This is a genomic window from Variovorax sp. GW531-E2, from assembly GCF_059423125.1.
Genome location: NZ_JBWKXQ010000004.1, coordinates 85,859 through 104,268, shown reverse-complemented (window position 1 = coordinate 104,268; position 18,410 = coordinate 85,859). Strand labels below are relative to the sequence as shown.

Annotated in this window: 18 protein-coding genes; 4 read left to right on the top strand and 14 right to left on the bottom strand. The window is 64.5% G+C overall.

Annotation, left to right across the window (positions count from 1 at the left end):
- Positions 1-99: 99 nt before the first annotated feature.
- The gene (locus AC07XP_RS04585) at positions 100-2,349 is read left to right on the top strand and encodes a heavy metal translocating P-type ATPase (protein WP_495263952.1); all 2,250 of its coding nucleotides are present in this window, start codon (positions 100-102) and stop codon (positions 2,347-2,349) included.
- A gap of 32 nt (positions 2,350-2,381) precedes the next feature.
- On the opposite strand, the gene AC07XP_RS04580 is transcribed toward AC07XP_RS04585, so the two are convergent.
- From AC07XP_RS04580 to merR, 9 genes are read right to left on the bottom strand one after another with little or no spacing between them, the layout of a single operon-like run.
- Complete coding sequence (locus AC07XP_RS04580) at positions 2,382-3,569, bottom strand: MFS transporter (protein ID WP_495263951.1); 1,188 nt, start codon at positions 3,567-3,569, stop codon at positions 2,382-2,384.
- 16 nt (positions 3,570-3,585) lie between these two features.
- A complete protein-coding gene (gene arsH, locus AC07XP_RS04575; protein ID WP_495263950.1) occupies positions 3,586-4,299 on the bottom strand; it encodes an arsenical resistance protein ArsH in 714 nt (237 codons plus the stop codon).
- On the bottom strand, positions 4,289-5,347 hold the full coding sequence (gene arsB, locus AC07XP_RS04570) for an ACR3 family arsenite efflux transporter (RefSeq protein WP_495263949.1): 1,059 nt from the start codon (positions 5,345-5,347) through the stop codon (positions 4,289-4,291). The genes arsH and arsB overlap by 11 nt, the downstream gene beginning before the upstream one ends.
- A gap of 4 nt (positions 5,348-5,351) precedes the next feature.
- Entirely contained in the window at positions 5,352-5,840 is a 489-nt protein-coding gene (locus AC07XP_RS04565) for an arsenate reductase ArsC (protein ID WP_495263948.1), read from the bottom strand.
- The gene (locus AC07XP_RS04560) at positions 5,837-6,346 is read right to left on the bottom strand and encodes an arsenate reductase ArsC (RefSeq protein ID WP_495263947.1); all 510 of its coding nucleotides are present in this window, start codon (positions 6,344-6,346) and stop codon (positions 5,837-5,839) included. The genes AC07XP_RS04565 and AC07XP_RS04560 overlap by 4 nt, the downstream gene beginning before the upstream one ends.
- Complete coding sequence (arsN2, locus tag AC07XP_RS04555; protein ID WP_495263946.1) at positions 6,339-6,842, bottom strand: arsenic resistance N-acetyltransferase ArsN2; 504 nt, start codon at positions 6,840-6,842, stop codon at positions 6,339-6,341. The genes AC07XP_RS04560 and arsN2 overlap by 8 nt, the downstream gene beginning before the upstream one ends.
- Before the next feature lie 10 nt (positions 6,843-6,852).
- Positions 6,853-7,332, bottom strand: a complete 480-nt coding sequence (locus AC07XP_RS04550; RefSeq protein ID WP_057594777.1) for an ArsI/CadI family heavy metal resistance metalloenzyme — start codon at positions 7,330-7,332, stop codon at positions 6,853-6,855.
- 11 nt (positions 7,333-7,343) lie between these two features.
- Positions 7,344-7,667 (bottom strand): ArsR/SmtB family transcription factor, encoded by a 324-nt coding sequence (locus AC07XP_RS04545; RefSeq protein WP_495263945.1) that lies wholly within the window; start codon positions 7,665-7,667, stop codon positions 7,344-7,346.
- A 59-nt stretch (positions 7,668-7,726) separates the two neighbouring features.
- Positions 7,727-8,119 (bottom strand): mercury resistance transcriptional regulator MerR, encoded by a 393-nt coding sequence (gene merR, locus AC07XP_RS04540; protein WP_495263944.1) that lies wholly within the window; start codon positions 8,117-8,119, stop codon positions 7,727-7,729.
- 65 nt (positions 8,120-8,184) lie between these two features.
- Between merR and merC the strand changes: the two genes are divergently transcribed.
- The 3 genes from merC to AC07XP_RS04525 all read left to right on the top strand — a co-directional run bounded on the left by merC (position 8,185) and on the right by AC07XP_RS04525 (position 11,319).
- Positions 8,185-8,607, top strand: a complete 423-nt coding sequence (gene merC / locus AC07XP_RS04535) for an organomercurial transporter MerC (protein WP_495263943.1) — start codon at positions 8,185-8,187, stop codon at positions 8,605-8,607.
- Entirely contained in the window at positions 8,604-8,840 is a 237-nt protein-coding gene (locus tag AC07XP_RS04530) for a GDCCVxC domain-containing (seleno)protein (protein ID WP_495263942.1), read from the top strand. The genes merC and AC07XP_RS04530 overlap by 4 nt, the downstream gene beginning before the upstream one ends.
- Before the next feature lie 877 nt (positions 8,841-9,717).
- Positions 9,718-11,319: a phospholipase D family protein gene (locus AC07XP_RS04525; protein ID WP_495263941.1), complete on the top strand. Its 1,602-nt coding sequence runs from the start codon at positions 9,718-9,720 to the stop codon at positions 11,317-11,319.
- Positions 11,320-11,456: 137 nt separating this feature from the next.
- Here the strand turns inward: AC07XP_RS04525 and AC07XP_RS04520 are convergent, their stop codons facing one another.
- The 5 genes from AC07XP_RS04520 to AC07XP_RS04500 all read right to left on the bottom strand — a co-directional run bounded on the left by AC07XP_RS04520 (position 11,457) and on the right by AC07XP_RS04500 (position 18,410).
- Complete coding sequence (locus AC07XP_RS04520) at positions 11,457-11,750, bottom strand: hypothetical protein (protein WP_495263940.1); 294 nt, start codon at positions 11,748-11,750, stop codon at positions 11,457-11,459.
- Between the two features lie 61 nt (positions 11,751-11,811).
- The gene (locus tag AC07XP_RS04515) at positions 11,812-12,216 is read right to left on the bottom strand and encodes a hypothetical protein (RefSeq protein WP_495263939.1); all 405 of its coding nucleotides are present in this window, start codon (positions 12,214-12,216) and stop codon (positions 11,812-11,814) included.
- The gene (locus AC07XP_RS04510) at positions 12,203-15,382 is read right to left on the bottom strand and encodes an efflux RND transporter permease subunit (protein WP_495263938.1); all 3,180 of its coding nucleotides are present in this window, start codon (positions 15,380-15,382) and stop codon (positions 12,203-12,205) included. Before AC07XP_RS04510 ends, AC07XP_RS04515 begins: the two co-directional genes overlap by 14 nt.
- Complete coding sequence (locus AC07XP_RS04505; protein WP_495263937.1) at positions 15,379-17,058, bottom strand: efflux RND transporter periplasmic adaptor subunit; 1,680 nt, start codon at positions 17,056-17,058, stop codon at positions 15,379-15,381. Before AC07XP_RS04505 ends, AC07XP_RS04510 begins: the two co-directional genes overlap by 4 nt.
- Positions 17,055-18,410: a TolC family protein gene (locus AC07XP_RS04500; RefSeq protein ID WP_495263936.1), complete on the bottom strand. Its 1,356-nt coding sequence runs from the start codon at positions 18,408-18,410 to the stop codon at positions 17,055-17,057. The genes AC07XP_RS04505 and AC07XP_RS04500 overlap by 4 nt, the downstream gene beginning before the upstream one ends.

Sequence of the window (18,410 nt, the reverse complement as noted above, 5' to 3'; positions counted from 1 at the left end):
TGTAGCGGCTCCAGGGTTTGTAATGACGCCATGAAAGAGACCTTGATCACTGAAGGTGGGGATTGCTGTGGCCCCGCCGGGTGCCAGACGGAGGCGGCCGTGGCCGTCGCACCGGTCGCGCGCACGAAGACAACCACTTTGCTGGCGGTGCCCAGCATGTGCTGTGCTGCCGAATTCGGCATGGTCGAAAAAGAGCTGCGCCGCATCTCTGGCGTTAGCGAGATTTCGCCTGACTACATCCGCAGGCTGGTGCGCATCGAGCACCAGACCGTCCCCGACAGCGAACTCGTTACGGCGGCAGCGCGCTCCGGTTTTGAGGTCCGCCTGAGCGGCGCGCCGAGCGCGCAAGCCCGCGGCCGAGGGCTGGGGTCGATTGCCATCCGGACGGTCAACGCACCGCCTGCGGCGCCGCAAGCCGACAGCCAACCCGAGGCGCCTGCGGCCGACGTTGCCGTCGAGCAGGCCGCACTGGCTCCGGCTCGGGCGCTGCCCGCAAAGGAAAGCCACTGGAAGCTCATCGTCGGCGGCGTGCTCGCGCTGGCGGCCGAGGGCGTCGCGCTGGCCTTTGGCGATCACTCGGTCGGCGCGATTGCACTGGCGATTGCTGCCATCGGCCTGGCCGGCCTGCCGACCTACCGCAAGGGTTTGCTGGCTCTGCGCCGCTTCAATCTGAATATCAATGCCTTGATGTCGGTGGCCGTCACTGGCGCCGCCGTTCTGGGCCAGTGGCCCGAGGCGGCCATGGTCATGGTGCTCTTCGCCATCGCGGAAATGATCGAGGACAAATCGCTCGATCGTGCGCGGCGCGCCGTCGAGGGCCTGATGTCCATGGCCCCAGAAACAGCCACGGTGCAGGTCGGAAGCGAGTGGCGAGAAGTGCCTGCCGCGACGGTCAGGACTGGCGCGCTGGTTCGCATTCGCCCGGGCGAGCGCATTGCGTTGGATGGCACGGTCGTCTCGGGCTCTTCAGCCGTCGACCAGGCCGCCATCACTGGCGAAAGCGTGCCGGTCGACAAGGAGGCCGCAGACCCGCTGTTTGCCGGCACCATCAACCAGAACGGCGAACTGCAGTGTCGCGTCACCGCCGAGGCCAACGATTCGACGCTGGCCCGGATCATCCGAGCGGTTCAGGAGGCCCAGAGCACGCGCGCACCCACGCAACGTTTCGTGGATGCCTTTGCCAGGTACTACACACCGGCGGTGTTTGCCGTCGCCATCGCGGTCGCCGTGGTGCCTCCGCTGGCGAACGGTGCGGATTGGTTCACATGGATCTACCGCGCGCTGGTGCTGCTGGTGATTGCCTGCCCGTGTGCGCTGGTGTTGTCGACCCCGATCTCCGTGGTGTCGGGGCTGACCGCCGCCGCCCGTCGCGGCATCCTCATCAAGGGCGGGCTGTACCTCGAACAAGGCCACAGACTGAGCGTCCTTGCACTCGACAAAACCGGAACGCTGACGCAGGGCAAGCCTGCGGTGACCGATGTCATTGCCTTGCAAGGCACTGAGGAGGAGGTTCTTCAACTGGCGGGCGCGCTGGCGGCTCGAAGTGACCACCCCGTGTCAAAGGCGATCGCTGGGCGGAGCATCGGCGGAGCCGCCCGCGCGGAGGTTGCGGGCTTCGCCGCATTGCAAGGCCGAGGCATCGAAGGCGTCATTGCCAACATGCGCTATCGGTTGGGCAACCATCGATTGTTGGAAGAGTCGGGCGCTTGCACACCCGAACTCGAAGCGAAGCTGGATGCGCTGGAGGAAGAAGGCAAGACCGTTGTCGTGCTGGTGCGGGATCGAACGGCGGTAGGCATCTTCGCCATTGCCGATCAGGTCCGTCCCGAGAGCGCTGAGGCTGTGGCGCAACTGAAGCGGCTGGGCATCCGGCCAGTGATGCTCACCGGCGACAACCGCCATACGGCCGAAGCTATCGCACGGCAGGTCGGCATCGACGACGTTCGCAGCGAGTTGCTGCCGGAAGACAAGCTCAAGGCCATCGAGACGCTGGCCGCCGGCAAGACGGTGGTGGGCATGGTCGGGGATGGCATCAACGACGCGCCGGCGCTTGCGAAGTCCAGCATCGGCTTCGCCATGGGTGCTGCTGGCACGGACACGGCCATTGAAACCGCGGACGTCGCCCTGATGGATGACGATCCGCGCAAGCTGGCCGAATTCGTGCGGCTGTCGCAGGCAACCAAGGCCGTGCTTTGGCAGAACATCGCCTTTGCGCTCGGCATCAAGGTGGTGTTCCTGACGCTCGCGATCACCGGGCAGGCGACGCTATGGATGGCCGTTTTTGCCGACATGGGAGGAAGCCTTGTCGTGGTCTTCAATGGGCTGCGACTGCTGCGCAAGACATCTTGATTGGAGGCGCTTGGGCCAGTCTGATCGAATTCTCAGCCCCGAGCAGACGCTTTCATGTCGACTGTCATGGCAGTCAACGCAAGGCACGCGGAAAGGCCGAGCACGGCGGAGAACCACAACGCGCCATCTCCCCATCGTTCCACAGTCATACCGAACAGGAACGGCGCGCCCGCCTGCACGATACGCGCCGGCACCATCAGGAATCCCTGGCGCTGCCCGTAGCCCTCGGCACCAAAGATCAGCAGTGGAAGGGTCCCGATAGCGATGGTGAGGATGCCATTTCCCAAGCCGTGCAGCACTGCGAAGGCACCGGCGGCCGAAGTGCCGAGCAGGCCGAGGAAGAGAGCGCCCAGCGGGTGAGCCAGCGTGGCCAACCGGGCCGACAAAAGCGGATGCGCGCGCTTGAGAAAAGTGAACTCGATCACTCGTCCCGCCACCTGAGCTGGGCCGACCAAGGCGGCGATGCCAACTGCCGCAGCCAGCGTGGCACCACTGGCGAGCAACAGTTCTGGCAGATGCGCGGCCATTGCCGTACTGATGAACCAGGTGACGGCAAAGACGTAGGCCATCAGGCAAGCGGCGCGGCGCTGCTGCGCTGACGCAAGACCAGCGCCATAGCTCTTGCTAGCGACAGTTGCGTCCTTCGAAGCCTGCTCGGTCCGGGCAACGCGTGGCAGCAGCACATTGAGCGGAAGGCCGACCACCAGATGCAATGCCGCCCATGCAAGACACGCCCCGCGCCAGCCCACGGTGCTTTCCAGATACGCGGACAGCGGCCACCCCACGGTGCTCGCAAAGCCTGCGAACAGCGTGATGCCGGTGATGGCTCGTCGCGCATCCTGGCCGTGCAGGCGTACCACGGTGGCGAACGCAGCCTCGTAGAGCCCGCTGCCCATGGCAAGGCCCATCAACGCCCAAGCGGCGAATACATGGGTGGGATGCGTGGCCTGGCTCAGCGCTGCCAACCCCGCGGCAAACACCACGTTGCTGGCGATGAGCACTGGGCGTCCGCCCAAGCGGTCTATGAGCCGGCCGGCGTAGGGGCCAATGCAGGCGGCAACGAGCAGTGCCACCGAGAAAGCACCGAAGACCGTGGACGTGGAAATGCCGATGTCCTTGCCGATGGCACCAGCCAGCACCGCGGGGAGGTAATACGACGAGGCCCACGCCAGGGTCTGAGCCACACCCAGCATCACCGTCGTCGTGGTCTTGCTTGGCACCCTGGGTTCGCCTCGCTCAGATGCTGCGCAGGTTGACCCGCTTCGACAATGCCTCGGCGCTTTCACGCCGCTCGCTGTAGCGATCCACGAGATAGTCCGCGCAGTCGCGCGTGAGCAGCGTGAACTTCACCAGCTCTTCCATCACGTCGACCACGCGCTCGTAGTAGGGCGAGGGCTTCATCCGGCCAGCCTCGTCGAACTCGAGAAAAGCCTTGGCCACCGACGACTGGTTGGGGATCGTGATCATGCGCATCCAGCGGCCGAGCACGCGCAGTTGGTTCACCGCGTTGAAGGACTGCGAGCCGCCCGACACTTCCATCACCGCGAGCGTCTTGCCCTGCGTGGGCCGCACCGAGCCGAGGGCCAGCGGTATCCAGTCGATCTGCGCCTTCATGATGCCGGTCATGGCGCCGTGGCGTTCGGGCGAGGTCCACACCATGCCCTCGGCCCACTGCGCGAGATCGCGCAGCTCCTGCACCTTCGGATGGTCTTCGGGCTCGGCGTCCGGCAGTGGCAGACCTCGCGGATCGAAGATTCGCGTCTCGGCACCGAGCGCGCGAAGAAGCCGTGCGGCCTCCTCGGTCAGCAAGCGACTGTAGGAGCGCTCGCGAACCGAGCCGTAGAGCAACAGGATGCGCGGAGCGTGCGTCGCACGCTGCGTCGGCAGCAGCAGATCCAGATCCGCCTTCTCAAACAACTCGGGATCTACGTTCGGAAGCTCACGACTCATACCAACCTCGTGACGAATTCACCACCTTCACCACAGCCAGCATGATCGGCACCTCGATCAGCACGCCGACCACAGTGGCCAGCGCCGCGCCAGAGTGGAAGCCGAACAGGCTGATGGCGGCGGCCACCGCTAGCTCGAAGAAGTTGGAGGCGCCGATCAACGCGGATGGGCACGCGATGTTGTGTTTCTCGCCGAGCTTGCGGTTGAGCCAGTAGGCCAGGCCGGAATTCAGCACCACCTGGATCAGGATCGGCACCGCGAGCATCGCGATCACCAATGGCTGCTTAATGATGGCCTCTCCCTGGAATGCGAACAGCAGCACGAGCGTCAGCAGCAGCGCGGCAATCGACCATGGCCCGATTCGATGCATGGCTCGCTCGAAGGCCGCGGGCCCGCCCTTGAGCAGTTGCTTGCGAAGCACCTGCGCGAAGATCACCGGCAGCACGATGTAGAGCGCTACGGAGGTGATCAGCGTGTCCCAAGGCACCGTGATGGCCGACAGGCCCAGCAGCAGGCCGACGATGGGCGCGAAGGCGAACACCATGATGGCGTCGTTCAAAGCGACCTGTGACAGCGTGAAGACGGGGTCACCGCCAGTCAAGCGGCTCCATACGAAGACCATTGCCGTGCAGGGCGCGGCCGCCAGCAGGATCAACCCAGCCACGTAGCTGTCGAGCTGGTCGGCCGGCAGCGAGCCGGCGAACACATGGCGCACGAAAAGCCAGGCGAGGAAGGCCATGGAGAACGGCTTCACCGCCCAGTTAATGAACAACGTCACGCCGATGCCGCGCCAATGGTTCTTCACCTGCGCGAGGGCTGCGAAGTCGACGCGCAGCAGCATCGGGATGATCATCACCCAGATCAGTACGCCCACGGGGATGTTGACCTTGGCGACCTCGAGACGGCCCACCGCCTGGAAGGCAGCCGGGAACAGTTGCCCGAGCGCAATGCCGACGACGATGCAGAGAAACACCCACACCGTCAGGTAGCGCTCGAACACGCTCATGGGGGCCGCGCTGACGCGCGGACTTTCAATGACAGCGCTCATGGTGTCAGTTCGCGGAGATGCGCGTCAGCCGCTCTTGCAGCTCGGCGTCGCTCATTGCTTCCGGGTTTTCGAGAGCGAGCAGCTGCAGCATGCGATAGGAGATCGCCTGACGCGTGAGCTCGAAGGCCTGTCGTTTGGCGGCATCGCCACCCTCGGTATTCGATGGGTCCGGATATCCCCAATGCACTTTGACACGCGTGCCAGGCCAGTACGGGCAGGTTTCCTGCGCCGCGCTGTCGCAGACCGTGATTACCACATGCATGACCGGCGTGGAGAACTCGTCCCAGCTCTTGCTGCGAAAGCCCTCGGTGTTCACGCCGGCGGCCTGCAGCACGTCGATGGCGAACGGGTTGATCTTTCCGCTGGGCGCGCTGCCGGCGCTGAACGCCTTCACGTCCTTACCGAGCTTCTGGGCCCAGTGGTTGAGCATGCCTTCGGACAGCACGCTGCGGGCCGAATTGTGGGTGCAGAGGATGAGTACGTTGAGCGTCATTGCGTGGCCTTTTGAACCTTGCCGATGTCGCGGATCTCGCGCTGGATGGCCATCGAGTCGAGCCGAGCCAGAGGCAAAGCCAGCATCAACTCGATCCGGCGCTTCAGCGTGAGAGCCGTGTCCATGAACTGACGTTCGGTGGCTTCGTCCGACACCTCAAAGGCCGCGGGGTCGGCAACGCCCCAGTGCGCCGTCATCGGTTGACCCGGCCACACCGGGCAGACCTCGCCCGCAGCCTTGTCGCAGACGGTCAGAACGAAATCCATCGCCGGCGCATCCGACTTCGCGAACTCGTCCCAGTTCTTGCTGCGATAGCCAGTGGTAGGAAGGTGCATCTTTTCCAGCGTGAGCAACGCATAGGCGTTGACCTTGCCCGTGGGATGGCTGCCCGCCGAGTAGGCCTTGAATCGCCCTTCGCCCAGATGGTTCAGCAGGCCCTCGGCCAGGATGGAGCGCGCAGAGTTTCCAGTGCAGATGAACAGCACGTTGTAGGTCTTGTCAGCCATGACGATGTTTCTCGATAGAGGAGGTGGGGTTGATCTCTTTGAACATGCACACGGCCGAGGCCGGGCACAGGCTCTTGAATTCGCTGCTGGCCTGCACGGAGGCCGGCAGCGCCGTGCGGTCGCATCGCTCGAAGCCTCGGGCTTCGAAGAAAGGTTCTGCCGTGGTGGTGAGGATGCAGAGGCGATTCACACCCTTCGACGCAGCGAAGGCTTCCATGGTCTTCAGGGCCTGATCGCCCACGCCATGGCCGCGTGCATCGGCGCGAACCGCAAGAGAGCGAAGCAAGGCGGTGTCGCCGAACCGTTCCAGACCGACACAGGCAAGAATCCCTTCGTCTCCCGCGCGGCTCACGAAGAAGGCTTCCATATGCTCTTCTCGAAGATCGGTTTCGGGGAGGCCGGCATCCCGAAGAAGGGACTGCACCGGCGCGAGAGACGCGGCCTCTGCGCGAACGAACAGCGATCTGACCAGCGAATCGGAAGGTTCCTGGAGCATGGCGCAGCTCTCAGCAGCAGGCGCCCGTGCCTCTGACTGACACGTTGACCGGGATGCCTCGGGCAGCACCAGGCGCGCAGCAAGCGGACTCGGCCTTGGCGGTGGACTTGGATTGACCGTAGACCGGCACCGCGCCGTCCAAGGTCTGGAAGTGTTCCCATGCGATCCCCTGCGGATCGGTGACCCAGTGCTTCTCGCTGCGCGCGTAGCAGCACACGGTCTCACCCTCGTCGAGCAGGGTGCGGTCGGCGGCTTGGCCGCGCGCCTTCAGCTCGGCCAGTTCCGCGTCATCTTCAGCCTGAATGCCGAGGTGGTCGATGCCTTTGCCATGCCCGACCGTTGAGATCGCGAAGTTGACGCGTGGATCGTCGAGCATCCATTTCGCATAGTCAGCCTCTACACGTGCAGGCGGCGACGCGAACAGGTTGGAATAGAAAGCGATGCTCTTGGCGAGGTCATCGACGTGCAGGTGGACGTGGAAGCGCTTCATGGGTTTCTCCTTCAGCAGTCGCACGCAGTGGCGCCGTCGGCGAGGCATGCCTCGCCCTGACAGCAGTTCTCTGTGAGGTAGCCGAGCAAAGCATTCATCTGCTCGAACACCGCGCGATAGATCAGGTTTCGACCGTCACGCTCCTGGCTGACCAGATTGGCGTGCGTCAGCTCCTTGAGATGGAACGAGAGGCTGGTCGACGGCACGCTGAGCTGCTCCGCCAGTACGCCAGGCGTGAGTCCGGCAGGACCCGCAACGACAAGCGCCCGAAAGACCTGAAGGCGAACGGGCTGGGCCAGGGCGGCCAAGGCTTGAATGACATTTTTCTCTTCCATGATTCAACAATAATTGAATCATTGGAGAATTGCAAGGCCCACCCGCGGTTGCGCGGTGGTTACGCTTGCAGAGCAGCAATCAATGGGCAGGACACGCGGTCGCTACTCACTCGGCAGTCGTCAACCAACGTCGACAAGGCCGATTCAATTCGATGTAGGTCCGTCAGCTTGGCGCGCACCTCTGCAAGTCTTTGCTCCCCGAGTTGGCGAGCATCGCCGCAATGGGTGCCATCTTCCAGCGTCAGTAATCCGGCCACCTCGTCGAGGCTGAAGCCCAGGCACTGAGCAGACTTCACGAATCGAACTCTCTCCACATCTTTTTGGCCATATCGCCGGATGCTGCCGTACTGCCGGTCCGGCCGCGGCAGCAATCCCCTGCGTTGGTAGAACCGAATGGTCTCCACGTTGACTCCTGCGGCCTGCGCGAATGCGCCGATGCTGAGTTGATCCATGTCGCTTGACTCCGTACCTAACTACGGAAGTATTGTGGGCTTTTCGAAAGACATGGAGGCAGTCAATGGAATGGATCGCTCGGGTGGCCGACAAGGCTGGAGCCTTGGGCAGCATTGTCTCGGCCGCGGCATGCCCGGCATGTTTCCCAGCCCTGGCAAGCCTGGGAGCTGCGGCAGGCCTTGGCATCTTCAGCGGCTACGAAGGCCTGTTTCTCACAACCTTGCTGCCACTGTTCGCCGGCGTTGCCCTGGTGGCCAACGCCGTCGGCTGGTATCGCCATCGTCAGTGGCATCGCGGCCTGATGGGCATGATCGGTCCGGCGATGGTGCTCGCGGCCATGCTGCTTTTCTTCGGTCGATGGTGGACCGCCGAGTTGCTGTACGCTGGGCTGGCCTCGATGGTTGGCGTATCGCTATGGGATCTTCTGTCGCCAACGCATAGGAGATGCGGTGGGAATGGCTGCGAGGTTGGGAGGGCGCACCGATGACGCGCGGACAAGGCTTGCACGGCGAAGTTAGTTTCGAATCCGTGCTGACATGCCCACACTGCGGCCACGCGAAGCGTGAGGAGATGCCTGTGGATGCCTGCCAGTTCTTCTACGAGTGCGAGAACTGCAAGATCTTGCTTCGTCCGAAATCCGGCGACTGCTGTGTGTTCTGCTCGTTCGGCTCGGCGAAATGCCCACCAATCCAAGCGCAGCAAGACTGCTGCAGTCCATAGCGCACGCGTGCAACCTCGCGTTGCGCAGTCCCGCCGCGTCACTCTCCGGGCTCGTAGCAAGCCAGCAAGGCAATCGATGTGGGCACCTGCTGAGGAAGCAGCCCTCCTCACTCGTTACTCGGCAGGTGCGCTCGCGACTATCTTTCGCCGGACGGAATGGTGCCGTCTCGCATCGCCTGAAGGGTCTCTTTTCGAACTTCATCGCGCGTCTTTCCCGGACCGCTCTTGGCGACAGGCCATGGGGCGCCATAGCGACTCGCCCATGTCCAGAACGGATGCTTCTGAGCGGCTTCGAGTTCTGCGGTGATCTGGGCTCGGGGTTTGGCCGGCCCTGCATGCTCGGGGTGGTAAACCACACCCGCCTCAGTTGGCGCGAAGTGGGACGGTTCCGCGTAGGTCGGGGGCGTGAGAACAACTGCGCTTACGACCATGACGAGCGCTGAACCTATACGTTTTGACGACATGACACTCTCCTTTGACCGTGTGAGTGCATGCCGGGCCAAAAAGCCATGACAGCCCGGATGCTCTCGGTAGGCCGTCGGTTGATCTCCCTGTCGTCAGTCTAGAAATCCAATCCGTCGATGGCCGCACAGATGGATTACAAATACTTCATCTGCCGTCGTGCCCGTGTCCGGAGCGATTGAACGGCGGTATCGACTTCTCATGCTCTCAAGCGCTTGGATGCACTGCTTCGCACCCTATGGGACGCAGCGCATCATCATCTTGCTGGGGTCAAAGTGAGAGGAGTCAGCATCCGGGAGACGTAGCGCTTCTTTTCACTGAACGCGGCCCGCGGTTGCCGAAACTCGGCTTAAATTCTTCGGCTTGCTCGATAGCCGCGCTCTGCAACCTCGCCTGTGCGACAAAACCGCTCGACATGAAGCAACAAATTTTGAACAGACTGACTCCCCTTTGGTGCGTTGCGATGGCGAGTACCTTGCTCGCCTTGTCCGGCTGCCTCGGGTTGCCCCCGTCGCCTCCTTCGTCGCCCACTCACACACTTGCCGCCCCGGCAGACGCACCGCTGTCCAAAGTCTTAGAAGCATCACGCGCGGCGCAAGGAGCCAGTGGCTTTCGTTTGCTGCCCTCTGGATCGGACGCGCTTCAGGCACGCCTTGAGCTTGCGCGGTTGGCCACGCGGTCGTTAGATCTGCAGTACTTCATCTTTCAATCCGACTCCACGGGTCGCGAGATGATGCGGGCCTTGCGAGATGCCGCAGCGCGGGGGGTTCGAGTGCGCCTGCTGATCGACGATCTGTACACACAGGGTCAGGACGAACTGCTGGCTTGCCTGGCCGCGCACGAGCGCGTCGAGGTGCGGCTTTTCAACCCGTTCGCATTGAGGGCGGGCGGCGTGTTCGCTCGATTCGCGGCATCGCCATTCTTCTTTGGGCGCTTGAATCATCGGATGCACAACAAGTTGTTCGTCGCCGATGCGGCCTGGGCGATCACCGGGGGGCGCAACATTGGCGACGAATACTTCACGCGCAATGACGCGGGCAACTTCATCGACCTGGACGTGCTGGCTGCAGGAAAAGTCGTCGGTGACATGTCTCGCCAGTTCGACCTCTACTGGAGCAGCGCTGCCACTGTGCCCATCGAATACGTCGCCGCACGGTCGGCACCCGCACACGCGCTGCGCGATCGCTTCGAGACGCTGACCCTGTCAGCATCGGCCCCGGCGCTAGCGCAGGCGGGTGCCGATGCACCCGACGCGCTGGGCCGCTCATCGGTGGCGAAGGAGTTCGCTGGCGGCCGTGTGCATCTGGCGTGGGGTGACGGGGAATCCTACGCGGACCTGCCTGGCAAGGCGCTTTCCGCATCGCAGACCCAGGGAAGACAAGAGCATGGTTCCAACCTCGTGAGGCTCAACGCTTTGGAGCACATCCGTGCCGCATCAGGGGAGATATTGCTTACCTCCCCCTATTTCATTCCGGGACGCGCCGGCGTGGACCTCCTCGCCGAAGCAGCTCGCCGGGGTGTCAAGGTCAGCGTGTTGACCAACTCACTCGCTTCAACCGATCAGCCGCTCGTGCACGGGGCCTATCGGCGCTATAGACCAGCGCTCCTGACGGCCGGAGTTGCGCTGTTTGAGTTGAGCCCGCAGCGCGCCGGGCGCGAAGAGCAGCGCAAGCTCTTTGGACTATCTGTGGGGGGACTGCATACCAAATCGCTGGTGATCGACAGAAAGGAGTTGTTCGTCGGCTCAATGAATTTCGACCCCCGCTCCGATCGCATCAACACCGAAAGCGCGTTGGCGATCCATGTTGCGCAAGTTGCCGAAGATGCTGCTCGTCTGGCTGCATTGTCCAAAATGCAGGCGGCGCATCAACTACGGCTGTCCGAAGGACAGGCGCTCGAATGGATCACACCGGCCGGCGGCGAGGGGCCCATTCATCCGGACGAACCCGAGTCGGAATTCTGGCAAAAGATCTGGTTGCTGCTCACCAGCGAATTCGCACCGGAAGGCTGGCTGTAATGCGCTGATGGTCGGCAATGTGTTACTCGCGAAGGGCCCCGTTGAGCTGAGACCCACGAAGACGCATTAGGCTTCGACCAACAGCGCTTGCGCTTGGGCGCCCGGAAGACGCGGGTCTGCGCCGTGCGCTCAAAGCACTACGACGGCACGTTCTTGCACGCCTTCAACTGTGCTTCGTACCGTGCCTTGCGCCATCGATTTTCTCCCGGCGTGGTCAGTGCGCGCGGGCCGTGGTCCAGCGGAAGCACGAGGGGCGGCGGCGGGCAGTTCGGCGAGCCTTTGCCGGAGAGCATGTCGGCGCGGCGCTCGGCGGCAGCGACCTGCTGGGCCTTGCGCGCTTTCTCGATGACCTGGAAATCGGGGCCTGCCAGAGCGGGCAAGGCGGCACCCAAGGTCAAGGCGCTGACGAGAATGAGGAATGACTTTTTCATGATGAACTCCTGGAATTGATGGATGGAAACAAATGCGAGCTGTGACGCTCGCTGTCGCCGATCAATCCAGCCAACGGCAGTACAGGATGCGCACCGGCAACCGTACGTGCCGACCTCCAGGGTCGAAATAAGTCGCCTCAGGTACCGGCGAAACATGCACCGGCCACGCCATTGCCTCATGTTCGCGACATTCACCACCGACCTCGTGCAGAGATGGCGCCGGGGCGCTGTAGCACAGCGCGCAGGGCATGGCATCCATGGCCACTGGCATTGACGTCTCGTCCATGGCTGCAAACGCGACCGGCGCCGTCGCGACCGAAACGATCGAGCGCTCCACCCATCCCTCCTCCTGCGACGCAGGCGTCGAGGCGAGTGCCGCCGTGCCGAACAAGGCCAGGCACAGATACAGCAGCAGCGCGACGCCGAGAGGTGTGCATTGTTGCTGCAGGCATTCAGGTCGGGCCATGGCCTCTTCTCCAGAACGCTCGGCGAGGTGCATGCTCGTCACGCGGCTTGCGCGGCCGGCGCATCAACAGGTACGCCGCCGGGATGACGAACATCGACAGCAACGGAGCCGTGATCATCCCGCCCACCATCGGTGCGGCGATGCGCTGCATCACCTCAGAGCCGGTGCCAGTCCCCCACATGATCGGGAACAGGCCCGCCAGGATGACGGCCACCGTCATGGCCTTGGGCCGCACGCGCAGCACGGCACCCTCGCGGATCGCCTCCAGCAGGTCGTCGGTGCTTGTCTTGCCCTCGTCGACCCGGTCGTCCCAGGCGTGCTTGAGGTACAGCAGCATGATCACGCCGAACTCTGCGGACACACCGGCCAGCGCGATGAACCCGACCGCCCCCGCGACGGACAGGTTGTAGCTAAGCAGGTAGAGCAGCCAGATACCGCCGACCAGGGCGAACGGCAACGCGGCCATGATCAGCAGCGCTTCGTCCATGCGCTTGAAGGTCAGGTACAGCAGCACGAAGATGATCAGTAGGGTGAACGGCACCACCACCTTCAGCTTCGCCGTGGCACGCTCCAGGAATTCGAACTGGCCGGACCAGGACACCGCATAGCCCGGCGGCAGCTTCACCTCTTTCGCAACGACGCGCTGCATATCCTGTACCGCCGAGCGCAGGTCCCGCCCCCGAATGTCCACGTAGACCCAGCCGGACAGCCGTGCGTTCTCGCTGCGCAGCATCGGCGGCCCGTCGGTGACACGGATGTCCGCCACGTCCGAGAGCACCAACCGCGCGCCGCGCTCGGTGACGATCGGCAGGCTCCGCAGCCGCTCCAGCGAATCGCGGATCTCGCGGGGGTAGCGCACATTGATCGGAAAGCGCTGCAGGCCTTCCACTGTTTCGCCCACGTTCTCGCCGCCCACGGCCGAGGCGATGACCGACTGCACATCGGCGATGTTCATGCCGAAACGCGCCGCCGCGTCGCGCTGGATGTTCACATCCACGTAGCGACCACCGGTCAGGCGTTCGGCCAACGCGCTGGAGACGCCCGGCACGTCCTTGAGCACGCGTTCGATCTCGCCGGTGATACGGTCGATGGTGACCAAGTCGGTGCCCGCCACTTTCACGCCCACCGGGCTCTTGATCCCGGTGGCCAGCATGTCGATGCGGTTGCGGATCGGCGGCACCCAGATGTTGGTAAGACCCGGCACCTTGACGATGCGGTCCAACTCCTCGACCAGCTTGTCCTGTGTCATGCCGGCGCGCCACTGTTCAGGTGGCTTGAACTGAATGGTCGTTTCGAACATCTCCATCGGGGCCGGGTCGGTGGCCGACTCTGCGCGCCCGGCCTTGCCGTAGACGCTGGCCACTTCCGGGACCGTCTTGATCAGGCGGTCGGTCTGCTGCAGCAACTCGCCGGCCTTGCCTGCCGACAGGCCTGGCAGCGCTGACGGCATGTAGAGCAGGTCGCCCTCGTCCAGGCGCGGCATGAACTCCCCGCCGATGTGCTGCAGCGGCCACAGGCTCAGAACGAGCACGACCACGGCGCCCACCAGCGTCAGTTTGGGCCAGCGCAGCACCGCGTTCAGCAGCGGCCGGTAGACCGCGATCAGCAGCCGGTTGAGCGGGTTGGTCTTCTCGTCGGGAATCCTGCCGCGGATCAGGTAGCCCATCAGCACCGGGATCAGCGTCACCGCCAGCCCGGCGGCTGCCGCCATGGCATAGGTCTTGGTGAAGGCGAGCGGAGAGAACATGCGTCCTTCCTGGGCTTCGAGCGTGAAGACAGGAACGAACGACAGCGTGATGATGAGCAGCGAGAAGAACAGGGCGGGCCCGACTTCGGCCGCCGAGTCGGCCACGACACGCCAGTGGCTCTCGCCGCGCAGGCTCTGGCCGGGGTGGTCGTGGTTCCACTTCTCGATGTGCTTGTGGGCGTTCTCGATCATCACCACCGCCGCGTCGACCATCGCGCCAATGGCGATCGCAATGCCGCCCAGCGACATGATGTTGGCATTGACACCCTGGTAGCGCATCACGATGAAGGCCGCCAGGATGCCGATCGGCAGCGAGACGATCGCGACAAAGGCGGAGCGCAGGTGGAACAGGAAGATGAAACACACGACCGCCACCACGAGGAATTCCTCGAGCAGTTTGAAGCCGAGGTTGCGCACCGCTCGTTCGATCAGGTTGGACCGGTCGTAGGTCGGCACGATCTCCACTCCCTTGGGCAGGCTGGCCTGCAGGGTCTGGAGCTTTTCTTTGACGGCGGTGATGGTCTCCAGCGCGTTCTTGCCCGAGCGCATCACGATCACGCCGCCGACGGCTTCGCCTTCGCCGTCGAGCTCGCCGATGCCGCGGCGCATCTCCGGGCCGACCTGGATGCGGGCCACGTCGCCCAGGCGCACGGACACACCGGCATCGGTCGTCATCAAGGGGATCTTGCGGAAATCCTCCAGGCCCTGCAGGTAGCCCGAGGCCCGCACCATGTACTCGGCCTCGCCGAGCTCGAGCACCGAGCCGCCGGTTTCCTGGTTGGCCTTCTGGATGGCGTCGACGACCTGCGTGTGCGGAATCCGGTAGGCGGCCAGCTTGTCGGGATCGAGCACGACCTGGTACTGGCGCACCATGCCACCGATCGATGCGACCTCGGCAACGTTAGGCACGGTCTTCAGCTCGTACTTGAGGAACCAGTCCTGCAGGGCGCGCAGCTGCGAGGCGTCCTGCGTGCCGCCGCGGTCGACCAGCGCGTACTGGTAGATCCAGCCGACACCGGTGGCGTCGGGCCCGAGCGAAGCCTTGGCACCGGCGGGCAGGCGCGACTGCACCTGGTTCAGGTACTCCAGCACCCGCGAGCGTGCCCAGTACAGGTCGGTCCCGTCCTCGAAGAGCACGTAGACGAAGGAATCGCCGAAGAACGAGTAACCGCGCACCGTCTTCGCACCCGGCACCGACAGCATGGTGGTCGTGAGCGGATAGGTGATCTGGTTCTCGACGATGCGCGGCGCCTGGCCCGGGTAGGTGGTACGGATGATGACCTGGACGTCCGAGAGGTCGGGCAGTGCATCCAGCGGCGTGCGCAGAACCGAGTACACGCCCCAGGCGCTGAGCATCAGCGTGGCCAGCAGAACGAGGAACCGGTTGGCGATGGACCAGCGGATGAGCCTGGCGATCATGGCTTGCCCCCTGGCTTGGCCGGTGTGGCGGGCGCGGTGCCGGGTGCGGCCGGCGTCACGCGGGTGAGCTGCGGCAGATCATCCTTGTCGATGAAGAATTCGAAGCTAGCGCGATCGCCAGCCCTCACGTTGGCCGGTGCACCGCCGGGTGGCAGCTTGAAGTCCATGGTCATCGCGCCCCACTTCATCGTCGGGATCGGTCCGTGCGAGAAGGTCATCGTGTCCGCGGTGATGCTTTCCACCTTGCCTTCGCCCACATGCCTGGGCGAAGTCGCGCTGGTCGGAGGCGTTGACGTCGATGGCGAAGCCATCGCGGGTGCTGCGACGCCCGCAGCCGGTACGGCGTTCAGTCGCGCCTCGACGCCCTTGAGACTCGCCTCCGAGTCGATCAGGAATTGCGAGGACACCACGACGCGCTGGCCGGCTTGCAGCCCGCGCTTGATCTCGGTCTGGCCGCCGCTTTCGAGGCCGATCTCGACATCGACCGGCCGGAACCGTCCGTTGTCTTCCGCCAGCATGACGACCGTGCGCTTGCCGGTCTGGATGACCGCCTCGGTCGGAACCAGCAGGGCCTTCGGCGCCTGCGTGTCGGCGAACTGCATCGAGACGAACATGCCAGGCACCAGCCGGCCGGTCGGATTGGCCAGCTCCAGGCGCGCCTTCAGGGTGCGGGTGGCCGGGTTGACGTCCGGCAGAATGGCCTGGACCTTCCCGTCGAAGACCTCGCTGGGGGCGGCAGGTGATCGGGCCTGCACCTTGGCGCCTGGACGCACGAGCGCGGCCTGGCTCTCCGGGACTTCGGCGTTGGCCCAGACGGTGGACAGCCCGTTGATGCGGAACAAGGTCGCACCGGCCATCACCGTCATGCCTTCGCGCACGGCCAGCTCCGTGACCACCCCGCCGATGGGCGCAACCAGCGTGATGCGAGGCTGGGTGCGCCCGCTGCGGGCCACGAGTTCGATCTGGCCGTCGCTCATGCCGACCTGGCGCATGCGCTGGCGGGCGCCGTCGACCAGCGGTTCCATCTGCGTACCGCGCATGCGCTGCACGGACAGGAATTCCTCCTGTGCCGCGATCCACTCGGGCACGTAAAGCTCGGCCAGGGCCTGGCCTTTCTTCACCGCGTCGAGCGTGGCGCGCACATGCAGGCGCTCGACATAGCCCGTGGACCGCGCCTGCACGATGACCTGGTCGCGCTCGTTGAAGGCGATGCTGCCGACCGCGGCCACCTGCGGCGCGAGAACGCCTTCCGACACCTGCGCAGTTCGCACGCCGAGGTTCTGCTGGACGCGCGGGCTCACGGTCACGTTGTTCTGGTCGCCGCTGTCGCCACCGGCATAGACCGGGGACATCATCATGTCCATGAAGGGCGATTTGGCCGGCTTGTCGAACCGGTTTCCCGGCACCATCGGGTCGTGGTAATAGAGGATCTTCTTGCCGTTGGCGGGGTCGGTGTCGCCGGCCTTCAGGCCCGCCGCGATGTGGCGCCGGGTGGCGTCCTCGCCGTTCTCGTTGGGAGAAGCTGACAAAGCGTCCGGAGCGCTCGTCGTAGGCATCGTGGCCGGTGCAGGGGCCATGCTTTTGCCGCGTTGCAGTCCGAAGGTATATGCGCCAAAGGCGGCCGCAGCGAGGACCGTCGCAGCGATCAATCCAAGGAAGAAGGGTTTGGTTTTCATTGTTGAGGCTCCTTGGCGTTCAAGGTCGTTGTCGTCGCACTGGCAGCGAGTGCCGGGTGACCACCGGGAATCAGGAATTCGAGCTGAGCCCATAGGCCTGCGGTTTCCATCTCGAGGCGCAGGCGTTCCATGCGCGTGTCGATCTCCATGCGTCGCGCCTCGAGCGCGGCGCTCAGGGTTCCCGCGCCACCGCGGTAGGCGGCCAGTACTGCCTGCGTGCGTTCGGAGGCGAGCGGAATCAGCGAGCTGTCGTACAACGCCAGCCGCTTCCGGTTGCTCTGCCATTGCTGCAGCAGGGAGAGTGCTTCCGCGGTGCTTTCGCGGGTGGCCTCTTCCCTCTGGGCCTGCATCTGCTCGGCCGTCGCGAGCTTGCCTGCGAGCTCCCGGTCCTGGCGATTCTTCTGGTCGAGCTGCAGTGGGATCGACACGTTGAGCGACACCATGTTCGAGTAGGCTGGGCCACGTTGGCTGTACATCAGCTCGACGGTCCAATCGGAGCGCTTGTTGCTCTGCGCGATGTCGGCCTCCGCGCGCGCTACGGCTTCCTGCCGTGCCATCAGCGCGATCTGGGGATGCTCGCCAATGTGAGCCTCCAGATTGCGGGCGTCCAGGCGAACGGAGCCCAGATCCGGGAGCACCGTCGAGGGCTGGGGTGTGCCCGGCCCCACCCAGCGCGCCAGGCGCGTCTGCGCCGTGGCGATTTGACGCTCCTGCGCAAGGATTCGGTCGTCCAGTTGCGCCAATGCGGAGCGCGCAGTGAACACATCGGCCTGCGTGCCACGACCGCCGCGGTAAGCGGCGTCGGCGCCCTCGATCTGCAGGTTCAGCTCGGCGCGTTGCGTTTGCAGCAGGTCTCGCATCCGACCCTGGTAGTAGCGATCGAGCCAGGCCGTTGCGGTGTCGCGCCGCAGGTTGGCCAAGGCCACGGCGCGACCCGCGTCGGCGACCTCGACTTCACGGTCAAAGCGCGCCGCGCGAGCCTGGCGCTTGTCGGAGCGGGTGAACTCCTGCATCACCCCGATCGAGCGCATCGTCATGCCTTCACGCGTGAGTGTGAAGCGGTCGCTTCCATTGACCGGCAGGTTGTTGATGCCGGCCTTCAACACGGGATCGGGCAGTTGCCCCGCGGCCACAGCCATGGCGCGCGCAGCGCCTGCGGCCGACTCCTGGGCGACGAGCTGGCGCGAGCGCTCTTCGGCAAGCCGCAGGGCCGAATCGAGGGTGAGCGCCTGCGGGGTCTGTTGCGCTTGGGCGCCGAGGCTGAGGGTGCCGGCGCACAGCGCCATTGCCACGGCCCAGTGGCGGGGGCAGCGTCGTGCGGTCGACTTGGCGGGGAAAGAAACGGCGAACAT